A 15,321-nucleotide genomic window follows, 5' to 3' on the forward strand; every position below is an offset into this window, starting at 1 on the left:
CGTGCATTTTGGCGCAAGTTAGGCATAATACGCGGCTTCGAATTTTGACCCCTACAGACCTTTTCTTATGCATAAAGAACCTCGTAAGGTCCGTGAGTTTCGTCGCCGCGAGCAAGAAATTCTCGATACCGCGCTCAAGCTGTTCCTCGATCAAGGTGAAGACAGTGTCACCGTCGAGATGATTGCTGATGCCGTAGGTATCGGCAAAGGCACGATCTACAAGCACTTCAAATCCAAGGCGGAGATCTACCTGCGTCTGATGCTCGATTACGAGCGCGATTTGAACGAGCTGTTGCATTCCGCCGATGTCGATAAGGACAAGGAAGCCCTGTCCCGGGCCTACTTCGAATTCCGCATGCGCGATCCGCAACGCTATCGGTTGTTCGATCGCCTGGAAGAAAAGGTGGTCAAGGGCAACCAGGTGCCGGAGATGGTCGAGGAACTGCATAAGATCCGCGCCTCGAACTTCGAACGCCTGACCCTGCTGATCAAGGGCCGGATCAGCGAAGGCAAGCTCGAAGACGTGCCGCCTTACTTCCATTACTGCGCAGCCTGGGCGCTGGTGCATGGCGCCGTGGCGCTGTATCACTCGCCGTTCTGGAGCAATGTGCTGGAAGATCAGGAAGGTTTCTTCCAGTTCCTGATGGACATCGGCGTGCGCATGGGCAACAAACGCAAGCGCGATACCGACACTCCGAGCAGCTGAGCCATCCAGTTGTCTAATTGCGCCATGAGCCATGATTTAGCTACGTGGCGCAGTACCGCAGGAATATACTCAGGCATAGGGCTTGCTAAAACTTGATTTGTGAGTCAAGTTTTGCGCGTTCGAATCTTCTTTCGCCGGAGTGATCCATGATCGTTGACCGTCAAGGCAGGCGTTTTCGCAATTTGCGGATCAGTCTGACCTCCGCCTGCAACTACGCCTGTACCTACTGCGTGCCCAACGGCAAGCGACTGGTGGCTGCGCAGGATGAGTTGTCGGCCGAGGCGATGGCACGCGGCGTGGCCTATCTGATCGAAGCAGCCGGCATCGAGCGCCTGCGCATTACCGGTGGCGAGCCACTGGTCAGCCCCAAACTCGAAGCCTTCATGACCGCCGTCGGGCAGATGGGCCTGGCGGACATCAGCCTGACCACCAATGGCCAGTTGTTGGCGAAGAAGCTGCCGCTGCTGGTGGATGCCGGCATTCGGCGCATCAACGTTTCCCTCGATACCCTGGACGCCGGGGCTTTCCGCAGCATTGCCCGCGGCGGCGATCTGGCGACCGTGCTCGACGGCATGGCCCAGGCCGCGGCAGCCGGCATGAAGATCAAGGTCAATATGGTGCCGCTGCGTGGGCAAAACCTCGATCAGGTGATGCCACTGCTCGATTACTGCCTGGAACGCGGCTACGAGCTGCGCTTCATCGAGTTGATGCGCATGGGCCACCTGGCCAGCGACTCCAACGCCTTCCTGCAACAGTTCGTCAGCCTTCAGCAATTGCTGAGCCTGATCGGCGAACACTACGAATACCTGCAGGCCGACGCGCCGGTCGATGCCACGGCGGTGCGCTACGAGATCCCGGGGCAGGGCCACTTCGGTGTGATCGCCAACGAAAGCGTCCCGTTCTGCCGTACCTGCTCGCGTCTGCGCTTGTCGTCCACTGGCTGGCTGCATGGCTGCCTGTCGTCGAGCAATCGCCACTATGTCGGCGATCTGCTGGACAAACCTCGTCACCAGGCATTGCCGGCGTTGCAGCGACTGCTGGTGAAGGCTCTGGGGGACAAGCAGGAAGTGGCGTTCTCCGGTGGCGCGACCATCATGAAAATCATCGGCGGCTGAACGGGCCTTGCGGTGAAGGGCGCTGCTGTGGCGAGGGAGCTTGCTCCCGCTGGGGCGCGAAGCGGCCCTAAAATTATCAAACACTCCGCATTCCCTGGAACTTACGACTGCTGCGCAGCCGAACGGGAGCAAGCTCCCTCGCCACAGGTCTGTTCAGACTGAAAATGCACATGACCTGAGCTGGCGCGGAAGCTGCATCCCATGGCCATTCGCCGGTTTTCCGTCACCGGCTTCTGGAGGGATAGGATGCGTAGCCTGGTTTTGCTGCTGGCCGTTTTGGCGCTTGGTGGCTGCATGAATGTCAGCGATATGGCCGAAGGAACTCGCTACCACATGAGCGACGCGGGGCTGCTGGACCACAGCGACAGCCGTCGCGTGAATAACATCCGCATTCAGCCAGATTCGTTCATCTACATCGCCCAGGGCGCCTTCGCGCCGCCGGGTACTGCTTATCCGCGACCTAACGTGGTGGCCGAAGAAGCCTTCAACGGCTTTATCGAATATTTCCCGATGGTCCGCCGTGCCCGCGCGCCGGAAGGCCTCGACGCCGCCATGGGCGAAGCCCGTGCCGCCGGTGCTCACTACCTGCTCTATACACGTTTTGCCAAGGCCGACGACCGCATCGGCAACACGGACGAATTGATCGATCAGGAACGCTCGGATCGCCTCGGGATCGACAGTGGCGTCATTCAGATCATGTTGATCGAGACCAGCACCCAGTATTTGATCGATACTGCACGTATCAAGAGTCGTGGCGGTTTACTGACGTTCCACGATAACAAGCCAGAAGATCTGCTGGGCCCGCCGCTTGAGCAATACGCTCGTAGCCTGCTGGGGATCAGCGACCAGTAATTCAAAGGAGAACGCCATGAGTGGCCCGCAAAAAGCCAATGACCTATTGGGACAAATCCCCAAAACCAAAGGCTTGCCACCGGTCCACTTGTGGAACCCCGACTTCTGTGGCGACATCGACATGCGCATCGCCCGCGACGGCACCTGGTATTACCTGGGCACGCCGATCGGGCGCAAGCCGATGGTCAAGCTGTTCTCCACCATCATTCGCCGCGACGGCGATGATTACTTTCTGATTACTCCAGTCGAAAAGGTCGGCATCAAGGTCGACGACGCACCGTTCGTGGCGATAGCCGTGGAAGTCGAAGGCGAGGGTGAGGCTCAGGTCTTGCGCTTTACCACCAACGTCGATGAAACCACCGATGCCGGTGTCGAGCACCCCATGCGTGTGGTGATCGACCCGGTGACTCAGGAGCCCGCGCCGTACGTGCATGTGCGCAGCAACCTTGAAGCGCTGATTCACCGCAATGTGTTCTACCAATTGGTAGAGTTGGCGGTGAGCCGTGAGCTTGACGGGCAGAGCTGGCTCGGCGTCTGGAGCGGTGGCGAGTTTTTCCCGATCGGACTTGAGCCGTAACGGGCTGAGCGCTGGAAACCAAACGGCCCGTTATTGCAACGGGCCGTTTTTTTATGGGCTTACAAACCCTTGCTCTTGAGCCGGGCGGCATGTTCAAGGTAGAGCATCACCGGGCTCACGTTCCAGCTGTTGATGCCGGCCATCTGATTGACTGCGTCGAAATGGTCCATGGGGTAATCCGAGCGGATCACTTTGCCCAAATGAGAGCTGTAGCGGCCGACCAGCCCATCATTGGCGTGCTTCTCTTTATAAAATAACTGCGACAGCACTTTACAGTTCAAATGGGTCGGGTCGAGGAGTTGCAGGCTTTGAAAGTTCTGCACGATCCCGCTCCAGGAGTAGTAATGCACGCCGTTTTCAATTTCTTTGCCTTCACCACCCCAAACCTTTGGCAGCCCTTGCGGATATTTGCGGTTGAAGGCGGCCAGGCCTGCGCTGGTCAGCGATTCGAACGCCGCTTGAGGGTCGACAGGATTTTCCGGGTGGCCGCTGATCAACGATATGAAGGTGCCGACTGCGCCCAGCAGAGCCAGTACCAACGCTTCGGGCAACTCTCCGGGTGTCAGTGCCTTGTGCAGTTGGTCGGCAATCTCGGAGCCGTGGTTAGGGCAACTGACCGAGGTGACCGACGCAACCTTTTCCGGGTACAGGGCCGCGACGTAGCGTGCGGCCAGCGGGCCTTGGCTATGACCGATCAGATTGACCTTGGCGGCTCCCGTTTCCCGCAAAATACGGTTGACGTGTTCGAGCAGTTTTTCGCCGCGTTCTTCATTGCCGTTAACGGTTGGAATATTCACGGCAAACACCTGGGCACCTGCGCGCTCCAGGGCTTCCTCGATTTCGAAGAAATACGGATAACCGGCGATTCTGTCGAAGCCGAAAAGACCGTGAACCAACACAATGGGGTATTTCGTAGACGCATCCATGTCCATGTTCATACCTGTCGATAGTGGATTTTGGTGAAGCTGCCTGATCTGTTGCGGGCTAACCGTAGTTTACAAAGCGGGAGGGTTCAAATCCCTTCGATCAAGGCAGGCAAGTCGTTATTTTCAAGGACACCTGAAAAATCCAATTGACACCCAATCATATGATGATTAGCGTGTGCATCCATCACGAACGGCTTTCGTATCGTTTCGCTTTTTTCACCGGGCGGTGAGGTACCCATGTCCAGCAGTTTTCACGCGTCGACAGTTGATTGGCTAGGGTGCTGGATTGCCGCCGGCCAGGTGAAACCCGGTCAAACCATCAAGGTTGAAGCCGACCTGGGCGAGCAGCTTGGGGTCAGCCGTACGGTCATCCGCGAAGCGATCAAAACCCTGGTGGCCAAAGGCATGCTCGAAGTCGGGCCGAAGGTCGGCACGCGGGTGTTGCCGGTACGGCGCTGGAACCTCTTCGATCCACAAGTCGTCGGCTGGCTGTCGCGCAGCGGTTTGCCGGAAAACTTCGTCGACGACTTGCTTGACCTGCGCCGCACCATCGAACCGATGGCGGTGCGTTGGGCTTGCGAGCGCGCGACGGTGGAACAAGTGCAAGCCGTGCTTCAGGCCTACAACGCGCTGGAACGAGCCGTAGACAGCGGCATCGATTACAACCGCGCCGACCAGTTCTTCCACGAGTGCATCCTCGCCGCCAGCCACAATCAATTCATCGAACAAATGGTCCCGGCCCTAGGCGCGCTGCTGGCGGTGTCTTTCGAAGTGTCTGCCGCCGACCCGGATGAACTGCGCCGTACCTTGCCGATTCACAAAGACATGGCCGACGCCATCGCCGCCCGGGATGCCGCGCGGGGTGTGTGGGCCTGCATGACCCTGATCGATAACGCCGACCTGGCGATCAAACGGTTTTACCCCCAAGTCATGGCCGACAAGAAGGCAAGCTGACCAGGCTCGCTCCCAGATAAAAGCAATAAAAAAGGAGGTTTCATGACGTGGACTGCGGTTACGGAGCACCGGGCGCGACTCGGTGAAGGTCCGTTCTGGGACGCACCGACCCAGGCGCTGTACTGGGTCGATATCGCCGGCCAGCAGGCGCTGCGATTGATCGGCGCCAATGTGGAAATCTGGCAGATGCCGGAACACGTGTCTGCGTTCATCCCCTGCGAAAGCGGCGATGCCCTGGTGACATTGAGCAGTGGGGTTTATCGGCTGGACTTGAACTCTCCCGGCCTGGAACCTCGGCTGACCTTGCTCTGTGTGGCCGATCCGCAACCCGGTAATCGCGCCAACGAAGCCCGCTGCGATGCCTTGGGCCGGCTCTGGCTGGGCACCATGCAGAACAACATTGGCGAGCAGGGCGAAGACTTGCCCATCGTGCGCCGCTCCGGTGGCCTGTTTCGCATCGACCGCGATGCTCGGGTCACGCCGCTGCTTCGAGGGCTCGGCATCCCCAACACATTGCTATGGAGCGACGACGGCACGACCCTGTATTTCGCCGACAGCCTCGACGGCACGTTGTACCAACATTTCATCCATACCGACGGCAACCTCGACACCGCCTGCGTCTGGTTTGGCCCCCACGAACGGGGTGGCCCCGACGGCTCGGCGATGGATGCCGAGGGCTATATCTGGAACGCCCGCTGGGACGGCAGTTGCCTGCTCAGGCTGACCCCGGACGGTCATGTCGATCGGGTGATCGAACTGCCTGTCAGTCGCCCCACCAGTTGCGTGTTTGGTGGCGAAGACTTCAAAACCCTGTACATCACCAGTGCGGCGAGTCCGCTCAACCACCCGTTGGACGGCGCGTTGCTATCGGTTCGAGTTGATGTGCCCGGAAAGTCTTGTCAGAGGTTTGCGGGCTAAATCCCAAAATATGGGATGTAAAATTATATATTGAGATTTGTTGGTGGCCAGGTTTATAGTCGGCCCCATCAGTTACACGCACTCACACTTAAAAAAACAAAACAGGTGAAGTGATGCAGCGATATTCCACCGTCCTCCCTTGGGGCGACAGTGCTTCAGGCCGCCCCGGCGCCCGGGCGTTGTCGCGCCTGCCTGCCTATTCCCAAAAGCCTTTTGACCGGACATCGACAGATGTCTGGTTTTCGTCGTGTTTTAAAACAGGAGTGTTGATCCATGGCTGAGCCCCTTTCCTTGCCACCGGTGCCCGAACCGCCCAAGGGTGAGCGCCTGAAAAACAAGGTCGTGCTGTTGACCGGCGCCGCTCAGGGGATCGGCGAAGCGATTGTCGCGACCTTTGCGTCCCAGCAAGCCAAGCTGGTCATCAGCGATATCCAGGCCGAGAAAGTCGAAAAGGTCGCGGCGCACTGGCGTGAACAAGGCGCGGATGTCGTGGCGATCAAGGCCGACGTATCGCGCCAGCAAGACCTGCACGCCATGGCCAAGTTGGCCATTGAGCTTCACGGCCGCATCGACGTGCTGGTCAACTGCGCCGGGGTCAACGTGTTCCGCGATCCGCTGCAAATGACCGAGGACGACTGGCATCGTTGCTTTGCCATCGACCTGGACGGCGCCTGGTATGGCTGCAAAGCCGTATTGCCGCAGATGATCGAGCAGGGCATCGGCAGCATCATCAACATCGCCTCGACCCATTCCTCTCACATCATTCCCGGCTGCTTCCCGTACCCGGTGGCCAAGCATGGCTTGCTCGGGCTGACCCGCGCCTTGGGCATCGAATACGCCCCCAAGGGCATTCGGGTCAACGCTATCGCGCCGGGCTACATCGAAACCCAACTGAACGTCGATTACTGGAACGGTTTTGCCGACCCCCAGGCCGAACGTCAGCGCGCCTTCGATCTGCATCCACCGCGACGCATCGGTCAGCCGATTGAAGTGGCGATGACCGCCGTGTTCCTGGCCAGTGATGAGGCGCCATTCATCAACGCTTCGTGCATCACTATCGATGGTGGTCGTTCGGTCATGTACCACGACTGAGTAATGCGGATTTCAGACGCGAAACTACGTCTGAAATCCAATCATCATACGATATGACTATTTGCTGCGTGCTTCGACTGCTGTATTGGCTTTCAACTAACACTCAAAAAAAATAACAAGGAGTCAGCTTATGAAACGTCGTCGTGGGATCCGTTCCCTGTGCTGTGCCGCTTTGGCGGTCACCGCGGTCAGCCTGAGCAGTACATTGCTGGCGGCTGAGGAAGTGAAGATCGGTTTTCTGGTCAAGCAGGCCGAAGAGCCCTGGTTCCAGACCGAGTGGGCCTTCGCTGAAAAGGCCGCCAAGGACAAGGGCTTCACCGTCATCAAGATCGCTGTGCCTGATGGCGAGAAAACCCTTTCGGCCATCGACAGCCTGGCGGCGAACGGCGCCAAGGGCTTCGTGATCTGCCCGCCGGACGTCTCCCTCGGCCCTGCGATCATGGCCAAGGCCAAGCTCAACGGTTTGAAAGTGATCGCTGTCGATGACCGTTTCGTCGATGCCGGTGGCAAGTTCATGGAAGACGTGCCGTACCTCGGCATGGCGGCCTTCGAAGTCGGCCAGAAGCAAGGCGCCGCGATGGCTGCCGAAGCGAAGAAGCGCGGCTGGGACTGGAAACAGACCTATGCGGTGATCAACACCTTCAACGAACTCGACACCGGCAAGAAACGCACCGACGGTTCGGTTAAAGCCCTGGAAGACGCCGGGATGCCGAAAGACCACATTCTGTTCTCGGCCCTGAAAACCCTCGACGTACCTGGCAGCATGGACGCCACCAACTCGGCGTTGGTGAAGCTCCCGAGCGGGGCGAAAAACCTGATCATCGGCGGGATGAACGACAACACCGTGCTGGGCGGCGTGCGCGCCACCGAAAGCGCCGGTTTTGCCGCCGCCAACGTAATCGGTATCGGCATCAACGGCACCGATGCCATCGGCGAATTGAAGAAAGCCAACAGCGGCTTCTTCGGCTCGATGCTGCCGAGCCCGCACATCGAGGGCTACAACACCGCCAGCATGATGCACGAGTGGGTCACCACCGGCAAAGAACCGCCGAAATACACCGCCATGGACGACGTGACGCTGATCACGCGCGACAACTTCAAGCAGGAACTGGAAAAGATCGGCCTGTGGAATTGAGGGTCGGTTGATTTCATTGGCGGCCCCGGCGACGGGGCCGCCTGATCGGTGTGATGAGGTGGGTTATGCACGCACACGTACAAACAGATGAACAGCGCATTGGCGGCAGCCTGCGCTTCAACGGGATCGGCAAAACCTTTCCCGGGGTGAAGGCGCTGGACGGCATCAGCTTCGTCGCGCATCCGGGGCAGGTTCACGCCTTGATGGGCGAGAACGGCGCCGGTAAATCCACGCTGCTGAAGATCCTCGGCGGTGCTTACACGCCGAGCAGCGGCGACCTGCGGATCGGCGAACAGACGAGGGTCTTCAAGTCCACTGCCGACAGCATTGGCAGCGGGGTTGCGGTGATCCATCAGGAGCTGCACCTGGTGCCGGAAATGACCGTGGCCGAGAACCTGTTTCTCGGGCATCTGCCGGCAAGTTTCGGCCTGATCAATCGCGGCGTTTTGCGGCAACGGGCACTGGCCTGCCTCAAAGGCCTGGCCGATGAAATCGATCCGCAAGAGAAAGTCGGGCGCTTGTCCCTCGGCCAGCGGCAATTGGTGGAAATCGCCAAGGCGTTGTCCCGTGGCGCGCATGTGATTGCGTTCGACGAACCCACCAGCAGCCTGTCGGCGCGGGAGATCGATCGCTTGATGGCGATCATCGGTCGTCTGCGCGACGAAGGCAAAGTGGTGCTCTACGTCTCCCATCGAATGGAAGAGGTCTTCCGCATCTGCAACGCGGTAACGGTGTTCAAGGACGGTCGCTTCGTGCGCACCTTCGAGGACATGAGCGCGCTGACCCATGACCAGTTGGTGACGTGCATGGTCGGTCGCGACATTCAGGATATCTACGATTACCGCAGCCGCCCGCGTGGTGCGGTGGCGCTCAAGGTTGACGGTTTACTGGGGCCGGGTTTGCGTGAACCGGTGAGTTTCGAGGTGCACAAGGGCGAGATTCTGGGTCTGTTCGGCTTGGTTGGCGCGGGCCGCACCGAGCTGTTTCGCATGCTCAGCGGACTTACCCGCAACACGGCCGGACGCCTGGAGTTGCGTGGACATGAACTGAAACTGCGTTCACCGCGCGATGCCATTGCGGCGGGGATTCTGCTGTGCCCCGAGGACCGCAAGAAGGAGGGCATCCTGCCGCTCGCAAGCGTCGCCGAGAACATCAACATCAGCGCCCGCGGCGCTCATTCCACCTTCGGTTGCCTGTTGCGCGGGCTGTGGGAAAAGGGCAACGCCGACAAGCAGATCAAGGCGCTGAAGGTGAAGACGCCCAACGCGGCGCAGAAAATCATGTACCTGTCCGGCGGCAATCAGCAGAAGGCGATTCTCGGTCGCTGGCTGTCGATGCCGATGAAAATCCTGCTGCTCGATGAGCCTACACGCGGCATCGACATCGGCGCCAAAGCCGAGATTTACCAGATCATTCATAACCTGGCCGCCAGCGGCATCGCGGTGATAGTGGTGTCCAGCGACCTGATGGAAGTCATGGGCATTTCCGACCGCATCCTGGTGCTCTGCGAAGGCACGATGCGCGGCGAACTGGCCCGCGAACAAGCCAATGAATCCAACCTGCTGCAACTGGCTTTGCCACGCCAACGCGCTGCCGACGTGGCGAACTGAGAGGTGACTATGACCATCCAAAACAATGCTCTGCCAACCCCGCGTAAACCGCTGGACCTGCGACGCTTTCTCGATGACTGGGTAATGCTGCTGGCGGCCGTCGGGATCTTCGTGCTCTGCACCTTGCTGATCGACAACTTCCTGTCGCCGCTGAACATGCGCGGTCTGGGCCTGGCGATTTCCACCACCGGAATTGCCGCCTGCACCATGTTGTATTGCCTGGCGTCGGGGCACTTCGACTTGTCGGTGGGCTCGGTGATTGCCTGCGCCGGCGTGGTCGCGGCGGTGGTGATGCGCGACACCAACAGCGTGTTCCTCGGCGTCAGTGCGGCGCTGGTGATGGGGCTGATTGTCGGGCTGATCAACGGGATCGTGATCGCCAAGCTGCGGGTCAATGCGTTGATTACCACGCTGGCGACCATGCAGATCGTTCGTGGTCTGGCTTACATTTTTGCCAACGGCAAAGCGGTGGGCGTGTCCCAGGAGTCGTTTTTCGTCTTCGGTAATGGCCAGTTGTTCGGTGTGCCGGTGCCGATTCTGATCACCATCGTTTGCTTCCTGTTTTTCGGCTGGTTGTTGAATTACACCACCTACGGGCGCAACACCATGGCCATCGGCGGCAATCAGGAAGCGGCGTTGCTGGCCGGGGTCAACGTTGACCGGACCAAGATCATTATCTTCGCCGTGCACGGGGTGATTGGTGCATTGGCCGGGGTGATTCTGGCGTCGCGCATGACCTCGGGTCAGCCGATGATTGGCCAGGGTTTCGAGCTGACAGTGATCTCGGCCTGCGTGTTGGGCGGGGTGTCGCTGAGCGGCGGGATCGGGATGATTCGGCATGTGATTGCCGGGGTGCTGATTCTGGCGATCATCGAGAATGCGATGAACCTGAAGAACATCGATACGTTTTACCAGTACGTGATTCGCGGTTCGATCCTGTTGCTGGCGGTTGTGATCGACCGACTGAAACAACGCTGACGCCCTCCCTTCACCGATCGTTCCTACGCTCTGCGTGGGAACGCAGCCCGGGACGCTCAGCGTCCCAGAAGCGGACGCAGAGCGTCCAATGAGGCATTCCCACGCGGAGCATGGGAACGATCTTCGCGCCCCACAAAAAATTCCTTGCTCGTCTTAACCCGTTTCAGCTATGACAGTACACCCGAGGTGTACATGATTAGACCGGTACGATTTGACAAGAAACAACAGATAGTCGATGAGCTTGTCCGGCGCATCGAAAGCGGCCTCATGGAGGACGGCTTGCTATTGCCGGGTGAACATCAGTTGGCTCAAGAATTCAAGGTCAGCCGCGGCACGCTGCGTGAAGCCCTGGCCGAACTGAAACGGCGTCACTACATCGCCACGCAAAGCGGAGTCGGTTCCATCGTTACTTACGACGGCGTAGTGCTCGATCAGAGCAGCGGCTGGGCCCAGGCGCTGGCGGACAGCGGGGCGTTGATCAATACCGAAGTGCTGCGGCTGGAGGCGGTGACTCGGCCTGACCTGCTGTCGCGTTTCGGCACCGATCAATTTGTTACCCTCGACCGCCGCCGGCGCGCCACCGACGGCACGCTGGTGTCTCTGGAACGCGCGTTGATGCCCGCGACCGGAGGCCTGGAAGGCCTGCCGCGAGTGGGGCTGATCGATAACTCCCTGACCATCACGTTGGCTGCCTACGGCTATGTCGGCGAGCACGGCGATCAGTGGATCGGTGCTGAACCCTTGAACGCCGAAGACGCCGAACTGCTCGGGCGCCCGGTCGGCACGGTATTTCTCAAGGCCCTGCGCACCACCTACGACCGTCAGAACCGTTTTATGGAGCAGGTCGAAAGCCTGCTCGATCCGGTGCACTTTCGTCTGCATTTGCAGTTTGGAACTCCAAAATGACCGCGCTCAACCGTGCCCTCGGCGCGTTCTATGGACTGGCCCTGGGCGATGCGCTGGGCATGCCGACCCAATCCCTGAGCCGCGCCGAAATCAAGGCGCGTTTCGTTGAAATCACCGATCTGCAAGACGCCGGCCCCGATCAACCGATTGCCGCGAACTTGCCCAAAGGTTCGATCACCGACGATACCGAGCAGGCGATTCTGGTCGCTCGGTTGTTGATCGAGAGCGAGGGCCGGATCGAACCGGCGGTACTGGCCCAACGATTGATCGAATGGGAAGCCGGGATGCAGGCCAAGGGCTCGCAAGACTTGCTTGGCCCTTCGACCAAACGCGCGATCGAAATGATCCTCGCCGGCCACTCGCTGGAAGAGGCCGGGCGCTACGGCACCACCAATGGCGCGGCGATGCGCATCACCCCGGTGGGGATTGCGGCCGATGTCGCCGATCCCGAGCGTTTCATCCGTGCCGTGGTGCAGGCCTGTCAGGTGACCCACAACACCACGCTGGGGATTGCCAGTGCGGCGGCGGTGGCGGCAGTAGTTTCCGCCGGGATCAACGGCATGGACCTGGGCGAGGCGTTGAACCTTGGCCAGCAGTTCGCGCAGCAGGCAGAAAGTCACGGCCACTGGGTCGCCGGCGGGCGGATTGCCTCGCGCATCAGTTGGGCGCGGAGCATCGACAGCGACAAGGCGTTGCTGGCGGATTTGCTGTACGACGTGATCGGCACTTCGGTGGCCTCACAGGAATCGGTGGTGGTGTCTTTTGCGCTGGCCCAGCAAGTGGCAATCGGCGAGATGACGGCCTTCGAAGCGCTGTGCATGGCCGCGAGCCTGGGCGGTGACACCGACACTATCGCGGCCATGCTCGGCGCGATGCTCGGGGCCTGTCTGGGGCTTGAGAGTTGGCCGGTGGCGATGATCGAGCAGGTTAAAGCGGTTAACTCGTTGGAGTTGGAACCGTTGGTGCAAGGACTCCTCACGCTACGCTGAGGAACGCACAACCCCCGTAGGAGCTGCCGAAGGCTGCGATCTTTTGATCTTGATCTGCGGCGACTTGATGACCGCTGAAGATCAAAAGATCGCAGCCTTCGGCAGCTCCTACAAGGTAGTCGCCCGCAACCAAAATAATTGCAAGGAGCATTTTTCATGAGTTCATCGAGCGCCGGGCAAAGTGCCGGACAACTGGAAACCCGTGGCATCGAACCGGTGCCGGAGGGGGAGTGCAACGGTCATCCGCTGCAACTGTTCTGGGTCTGGTTTGCGGCCAACATTTCCATTCTCGGCTTGCCGTTGGGTGCCACGCTGGTGGCCTTTCGCGGCCTGGCGATCTGGCAAGCGATCATCGTCGCGATCCTTGGTGCCGCCGGCTCTTTCGCGGTGGTCGGGATCATCTCCATTGCCGGTCGTCGTGGTCGCGCACCGAGCCTGACGCTGTCGCGAGCGATCTTCGGCGTACGCGGCAATATCGGCCCGACGCTGGTCTCGCTGATGTCGCGTCTGGGCTGGGAAACCGTCAACACCACCACCGCCGCGTTCGTCTTGCTGTCGCTGTGCTCGATACTGTTCGGCTCGCCGGTGGAAGCCAAAAGCGCGCCGCTGCTGACCCTGGTGTTCATCGCGATTTTCGTGCTGCTGACGTTGTCGGTGTCCGGCCTCGGCCACGCCACATTGCTGGTGATCCAGAAATGGGCAACCTATGTGTTCGGTGCGCTGAACATCCTGGTCGGCGGTTTCCTCTGCGCGACCATCGATTGGAGCGCCGTATTCAATGCCACGCCAGCACCGCTGAGCGCGATGATCATCGGCATCGGCACCATGGCCGCCGGCACCGGGATCGGCTGGGCCAACGCCGGCGCAGACATGTCGCGCTACCAGCACCGCAGCGTCAAAGCGGTGCGCCTGGTGGCGTCGGCGGCGTTCGGTGCGGGGATTCCGCTGGTGCTGCTGATCACCCTTGGCGGTCTGCTGTCGGTGGGTAACAACGATCTGGCCTCGGCCACTGACCCGATTGTCGCGATCCGCGACATGCTGCCGAGCTGGATGGCGGTGCCGTACCTGATCACCGCGTTCGGCGGGCTACTGCTGTCGAACAACCTGTCGGTGTACTCCGCCGGGCTGACCACCTTGACCCTCGGCCTGAAGGTCAAGCGCGTGTACGCGGTGGTGGTCGATATCGTGGCGATCTTCGCCGGCTCGATCTATTTCATGCTGATCGCCGAGAGCTTCTACGGTCCGTTCATTACCTTCATTTCCTTGCTGGCGGTGCCCATCACGGCGTGGGTCGGGATCTTCGTGGTCGACCTGATCCATCGTCATTACTACAGCCCCAAGGACCTGCTGGACGTCAGCCCGAGCAGCGCCTACTGGTATCGCGGCGGCGTCGAGTGGCGTGCATTCGGTGCGTGGGCGGTGGCGATTGTGTTGGGTTTCAGCTTCACCACCATTGGCACCACTGAACAAGATGTCTGGTTCCGGGGCTTCCTGTCCGACTCATGGCTGGGCCACAACGGCTTGGGCTGGATCGTGACGTTCGTGGTGGCTGGCGGGATTTACTGGGTGCTCGGCGGCGCCAAGGACCGTCGTACCGCGTTGCTCGAGCCTGCGCATGTCTAGGCTGCTGCACACCGGCCAGGTCATCATCGACCTGGTCATGGCCGTGGACAAATTGCCTCATTCGGGCGGTGACGCGCTGGCGCAATCCGCCCGTTTCGAGGCTGGCGGCGGTTTCAATGTGATGGCCGCGGCCCGACGGAACGGCTTGTCGGTGGTCTACCTCGGGCGCCATGGCAATGGCCGTTTTGGTGATCTGGCCCGGGAGGCGATGACGGCAGAAGGCATTCGGATCGGCATCGCTCACCGTGCTGAGCGCGACACCGGGTTGTGTGTCGCACTGACTGAAGCCTCGGCCGAACGCACGTTCATTTCCTACATCGGTGCCGAAGGCGAATTGACCGCCGAAGACCTGGCGAGTGTGCCGGCCGAGGCGGGCGACTTTGTCTATGTCAGCGGCTACAGCCTGCTGCATGCCGGCAAGGCTCAGGTGCTGGTGGATTGGGTGCTGGAGTTGCCGGACGGGATCAAAGTGGTATTCGATCCGGGACCGTTGGTGGATTCGCCGGACGCACCGCTGATGAAGGCCTTGCTGCCGCGCATCGATCTGTGGACCAGCAACCGTGTCGAGGCGCTTCGGTTTACCGGGGCGTCGGACACTGCCGAGGCGTTGAATATTTTGGCGGATCAGTTGCCGACGGACGCCCTGATGGTGGTTCGCGATGGGCCGCAGGGTTGCTGGATCAGCCAGCATGGCGACCGTCAGCAGGTGCCGGGATTCAAGGTCTCGGCCGTCGACAGCAACGGTGCGGGGGATGCCCATGCCGGGGTGTTTGTGGCCGGGTTGGCGCAGGGCTTGTCGGCGGCTGAAGCGGCACGGCGGGCGAACGCGGCAGCGGCGTTGGCGGTCACTCGTTGGGGGCCGGCGACTTCGCCGGGGGCGGTGGAGGTGGACGCGTTGATCCGCGAAACTTTCAGCGCCTGATCAGCCGCCATCGGCCCT

At 60.3% G+C, this 15,321-nt stretch carries 15 protein-coding genes; 14 read left to right on the top strand and 1 reads right to left on the bottom strand.

Translation table 11 applies throughout. The annotated features are described in order from the left end of the window. The first annotated feature begins 67 nt into the window (after positions 1 to 67). The 4 genes from LOY36_RS07460 (at position 68) to LOY36_RS07475 (ending at position 3,250) form a co-directional block, all read left to right on the top strand. Complete coding sequence (locus tag LOY36_RS07460; RefSeq protein WP_186611511.1) at positions 68 to 706, top strand: TetR/AcrR family transcriptional regulator; 639 nt, start codon at positions 68 to 70, stop codon at positions 704 to 706. Between the two features lie 146 nt (positions 707 to 852). Beyond that, positions 853 to 1,821, top strand: coding sequence for a GTP 3',8-cyclase MoaA (locus LOY36_RS07465; RefSeq protein WP_018926212.1), 969 nt, complete (start codon positions 853 to 855; stop codon positions 1,819 to 1,821). Positions 1,822 to 2,067: 246 nt separating this feature from the next. Continuing rightward, entirely contained in the window at positions 2,068 to 2,673 is a 606-nt protein-coding gene (locus tag LOY36_RS07470; protein WP_019650440.1) for a DUF4823 domain-containing protein, read from the top strand. A 16-nt stretch (positions 2,674 to 2,689) separates the two neighbouring features. Continuing rightward, complete coding sequence (locus LOY36_RS07475) at positions 2,690 to 3,250, top strand: DUF1285 domain-containing protein (RefSeq protein ID WP_258672820.1); 561 nt, start codon at positions 2,690 to 2,692, stop codon at positions 3,248 to 3,250. 59 nt (positions 3,251 to 3,309) lie between these two features. Here LOY36_RS07475 and LOY36_RS07480 read toward each other — a convergent pair whose 3' ends face one another. Next, positions 3,310 to 4,182: a triacylglycerol lipase gene (locus LOY36_RS07480; protein WP_258672821.1), complete on the bottom strand. Its 873-nt coding sequence runs from the start codon at positions 4,180 to 4,182 to the stop codon at positions 3,310 to 3,312. 231 nt (positions 4,183 to 4,413) lie between these two features. On the opposite strand from LOY36_RS07480, the gene LOY36_RS07485 reads away from it, so the two are divergent. The 10 genes from LOY36_RS07485 (at position 4,414) to LOY36_RS07530 (ending at position 15,303) form a co-directional block, all read left to right on the top strand. Beyond that, on the top strand, positions 4,414 to 5,130 hold the full coding sequence (locus LOY36_RS07485) for a FadR/GntR family transcriptional regulator (RefSeq protein WP_018926208.1): 717 nt from the start codon (positions 4,414 to 4,416) through the stop codon (positions 5,128 to 5,130). 42 nt (positions 5,131 to 5,172) lie between these two features. Continuing rightward, positions 5,173 to 6,048 (top strand): SMP-30/gluconolactonase/LRE family protein, encoded by an 876-nt coding sequence (locus tag LOY36_RS07490; RefSeq protein ID WP_258672822.1) that lies wholly within the window; start codon positions 5,173 to 5,175, stop codon positions 6,046 to 6,048. A gap of 273 nt (positions 6,049 to 6,321) precedes the next feature. Beyond that, positions 6,322 to 7,140, top strand: a complete 819-nt coding sequence (locus LOY36_RS07495; protein ID WP_019650445.1) for an SDR family oxidoreductase — start codon at positions 6,322 to 6,324, stop codon at positions 7,138 to 7,140. 130 nt (positions 7,141 to 7,270) lie between these two features. Continuing rightward, positions 7,271 to 8,275 (top strand): substrate-binding domain-containing protein, encoded by a 1,005-nt coding sequence (locus tag LOY36_RS07500; protein WP_018926205.1) that lies wholly within the window; start codon positions 7,271 to 7,273, stop codon positions 8,273 to 8,275. A 65-nt stretch (positions 8,276 to 8,340) separates the two neighbouring features. Continuing rightward, positions 8,341 to 9,885 (top strand): L-arabinose ABC transporter ATP-binding protein AraG, encoded by a 1,545-nt coding sequence (gene araG / locus LOY36_RS07505; RefSeq protein WP_258672823.1) that lies wholly within the window; start codon positions 8,341 to 8,343, stop codon positions 9,883 to 9,885. 9 nt (positions 9,886 to 9,894) lie between these two features. Then, complete coding sequence (gene araH, locus LOY36_RS07510; protein ID WP_018926203.1) at positions 9,895 to 10,863, top strand: L-arabinose ABC transporter permease AraH; 969 nt, start codon at positions 9,895 to 9,897, stop codon at positions 10,861 to 10,863. 192 nt (positions 10,864 to 11,055) lie between these two features. Further along, the gene (locus LOY36_RS07515; RefSeq protein ID WP_026345957.1) at positions 11,056 to 11,769 is read left to right on the top strand and encodes a GntR family transcriptional regulator; all 714 of its coding nucleotides are present in this window, start codon (positions 11,056 to 11,058) and stop codon (positions 11,767 to 11,769) included. Beyond that, complete coding sequence (locus tag LOY36_RS07520) at positions 11,766 to 12,758, top strand: ADP-ribosylglycohydrolase family protein (protein ID WP_258672824.1); 993 nt, start codon at positions 11,766 to 11,768, stop codon at positions 12,756 to 12,758. The genes LOY36_RS07515 and LOY36_RS07520 overlap by 4 nt, the downstream gene beginning before the upstream one ends. 156 nt (positions 12,759 to 12,914) lie before the next feature. Next, positions 12,915 to 14,381 carry a cytosine permease gene (locus LOY36_RS07525; RefSeq protein ID WP_258672825.1) on the top strand — a complete coding sequence of 489 codons (1,467 nt, stop codon included), beginning with the start codon at positions 12,915 to 12,917 and terminating at the stop codon, positions 14,379 to 14,381. After that, positions 14,374 to 15,303: a PfkB family carbohydrate kinase gene (locus tag LOY36_RS07530; protein ID WP_258672826.1), complete on the top strand. Its 930-nt coding sequence runs from the start codon at positions 14,374 to 14,376 to the stop codon at positions 15,301 to 15,303. The genes LOY36_RS07525 and LOY36_RS07530 overlap by 8 nt, the downstream gene beginning before the upstream one ends. Positions 15,304 to 15,321 lie beyond the last annotated feature (18 nt).

It is taken from the genome of Pseudomonas sp. B21-019 (assembly GCF_024749225.1).
Classification (GTDB): Bacteria; Pseudomonadota; Gammaproteobacteria; order Pseudomonadales; family Pseudomonadaceae; genus Aquipseudomonas.

What these genes read in the sequence shown, in the direction of transcription:
- LOY36_RS07460 (WP_186611511.1), top strand. Translation starts at nt 68, where the DNA reads ATGCATAAAGAACCTCGTAAGGTCCGTGAGTTTCGTCGCCGCGAGCAA.
- LOY36_RS07465 (WP_018926212.1), top strand. Translation starts at nt 853, where the DNA reads ATGATCGTTGACCGTCAAGGCAGGCGTTTTCGCAATTTGCGGATCAGT.
- LOY36_RS07470 (WP_019650440.1), top strand. Translation starts at nt 2,068, where the DNA reads ATGCGTAGCCTGGTTTTGCTGCTGGCCGTTTTGGCGCTTGGTGGCTGC.
- LOY36_RS07475 (WP_258672820.1), top strand. Translation starts at nt 2,690, where the DNA reads ATGAGTGGCCCGCAAAAAGCCAATGACCTATTGGGACAAATCCCCAAA.
- LOY36_RS07480 (WP_258672821.1), bottom strand. Translation starts at nt 4,182, where the DNA reads ATGGACATGGATGCGTCTACGAAATACCCCATTGTGTTGGTTCACGGT.
- LOY36_RS07485 (WP_018926208.1), top strand. Translation starts at nt 4,414, where the DNA reads ATGTCCAGCAGTTTTCACGCGTCGACAGTTGATTGGCTAGGGTGCTGG.
- LOY36_RS07490 (WP_258672822.1), top strand. Translation starts at nt 5,173, where the DNA reads ATGACGTGGACTGCGGTTACGGAGCACCGGGCGCGACTCGGTGAAGGT.
- LOY36_RS07495 (WP_019650445.1), top strand. Translation starts at nt 6,322, where the DNA reads ATGGCTGAGCCCCTTTCCTTGCCACCGGTGCCCGAACCGCCCAAGGGT.
- LOY36_RS07500 (WP_018926205.1), top strand. Translation starts at nt 7,271, where the DNA reads ATGAAACGTCGTCGTGGGATCCGTTCCCTGTGCTGTGCCGCTTTGGCG.
- araG (WP_258672823.1), top strand. Translation starts at nt 8,341, where the DNA reads ATGCACGCACACGTACAAACAGATGAACAGCGCATTGGCGGCAGCCTG.
- araH (WP_018926203.1), top strand. Translation starts at nt 9,895, where the DNA reads ATGACCATCCAAAACAATGCTCTGCCAACCCCGCGTAAACCGCTGGAC.
- LOY36_RS07515 (WP_026345957.1), top strand. Translation starts at nt 11,056, where the DNA reads ATGATTAGACCGGTACGATTTGACAAGAAACAACAGATAGTCGATGAG.
- LOY36_RS07520 (WP_258672824.1), top strand. Translation starts at nt 11,766, where the DNA reads ATGACCGCGCTCAACCGTGCCCTCGGCGCGTTCTATGGACTGGCCCTG.
- LOY36_RS07525 (WP_258672825.1), top strand. Translation starts at nt 12,915, where the DNA reads ATGAGTTCATCGAGCGCCGGGCAAAGTGCCGGACAACTGGAAACCCGT.
- LOY36_RS07530 (WP_258672826.1), top strand. Translation starts at nt 14,374, where the DNA reads ATGTCTAGGCTGCTGCACACCGGCCAGGTCATCATCGACCTGGTCATG.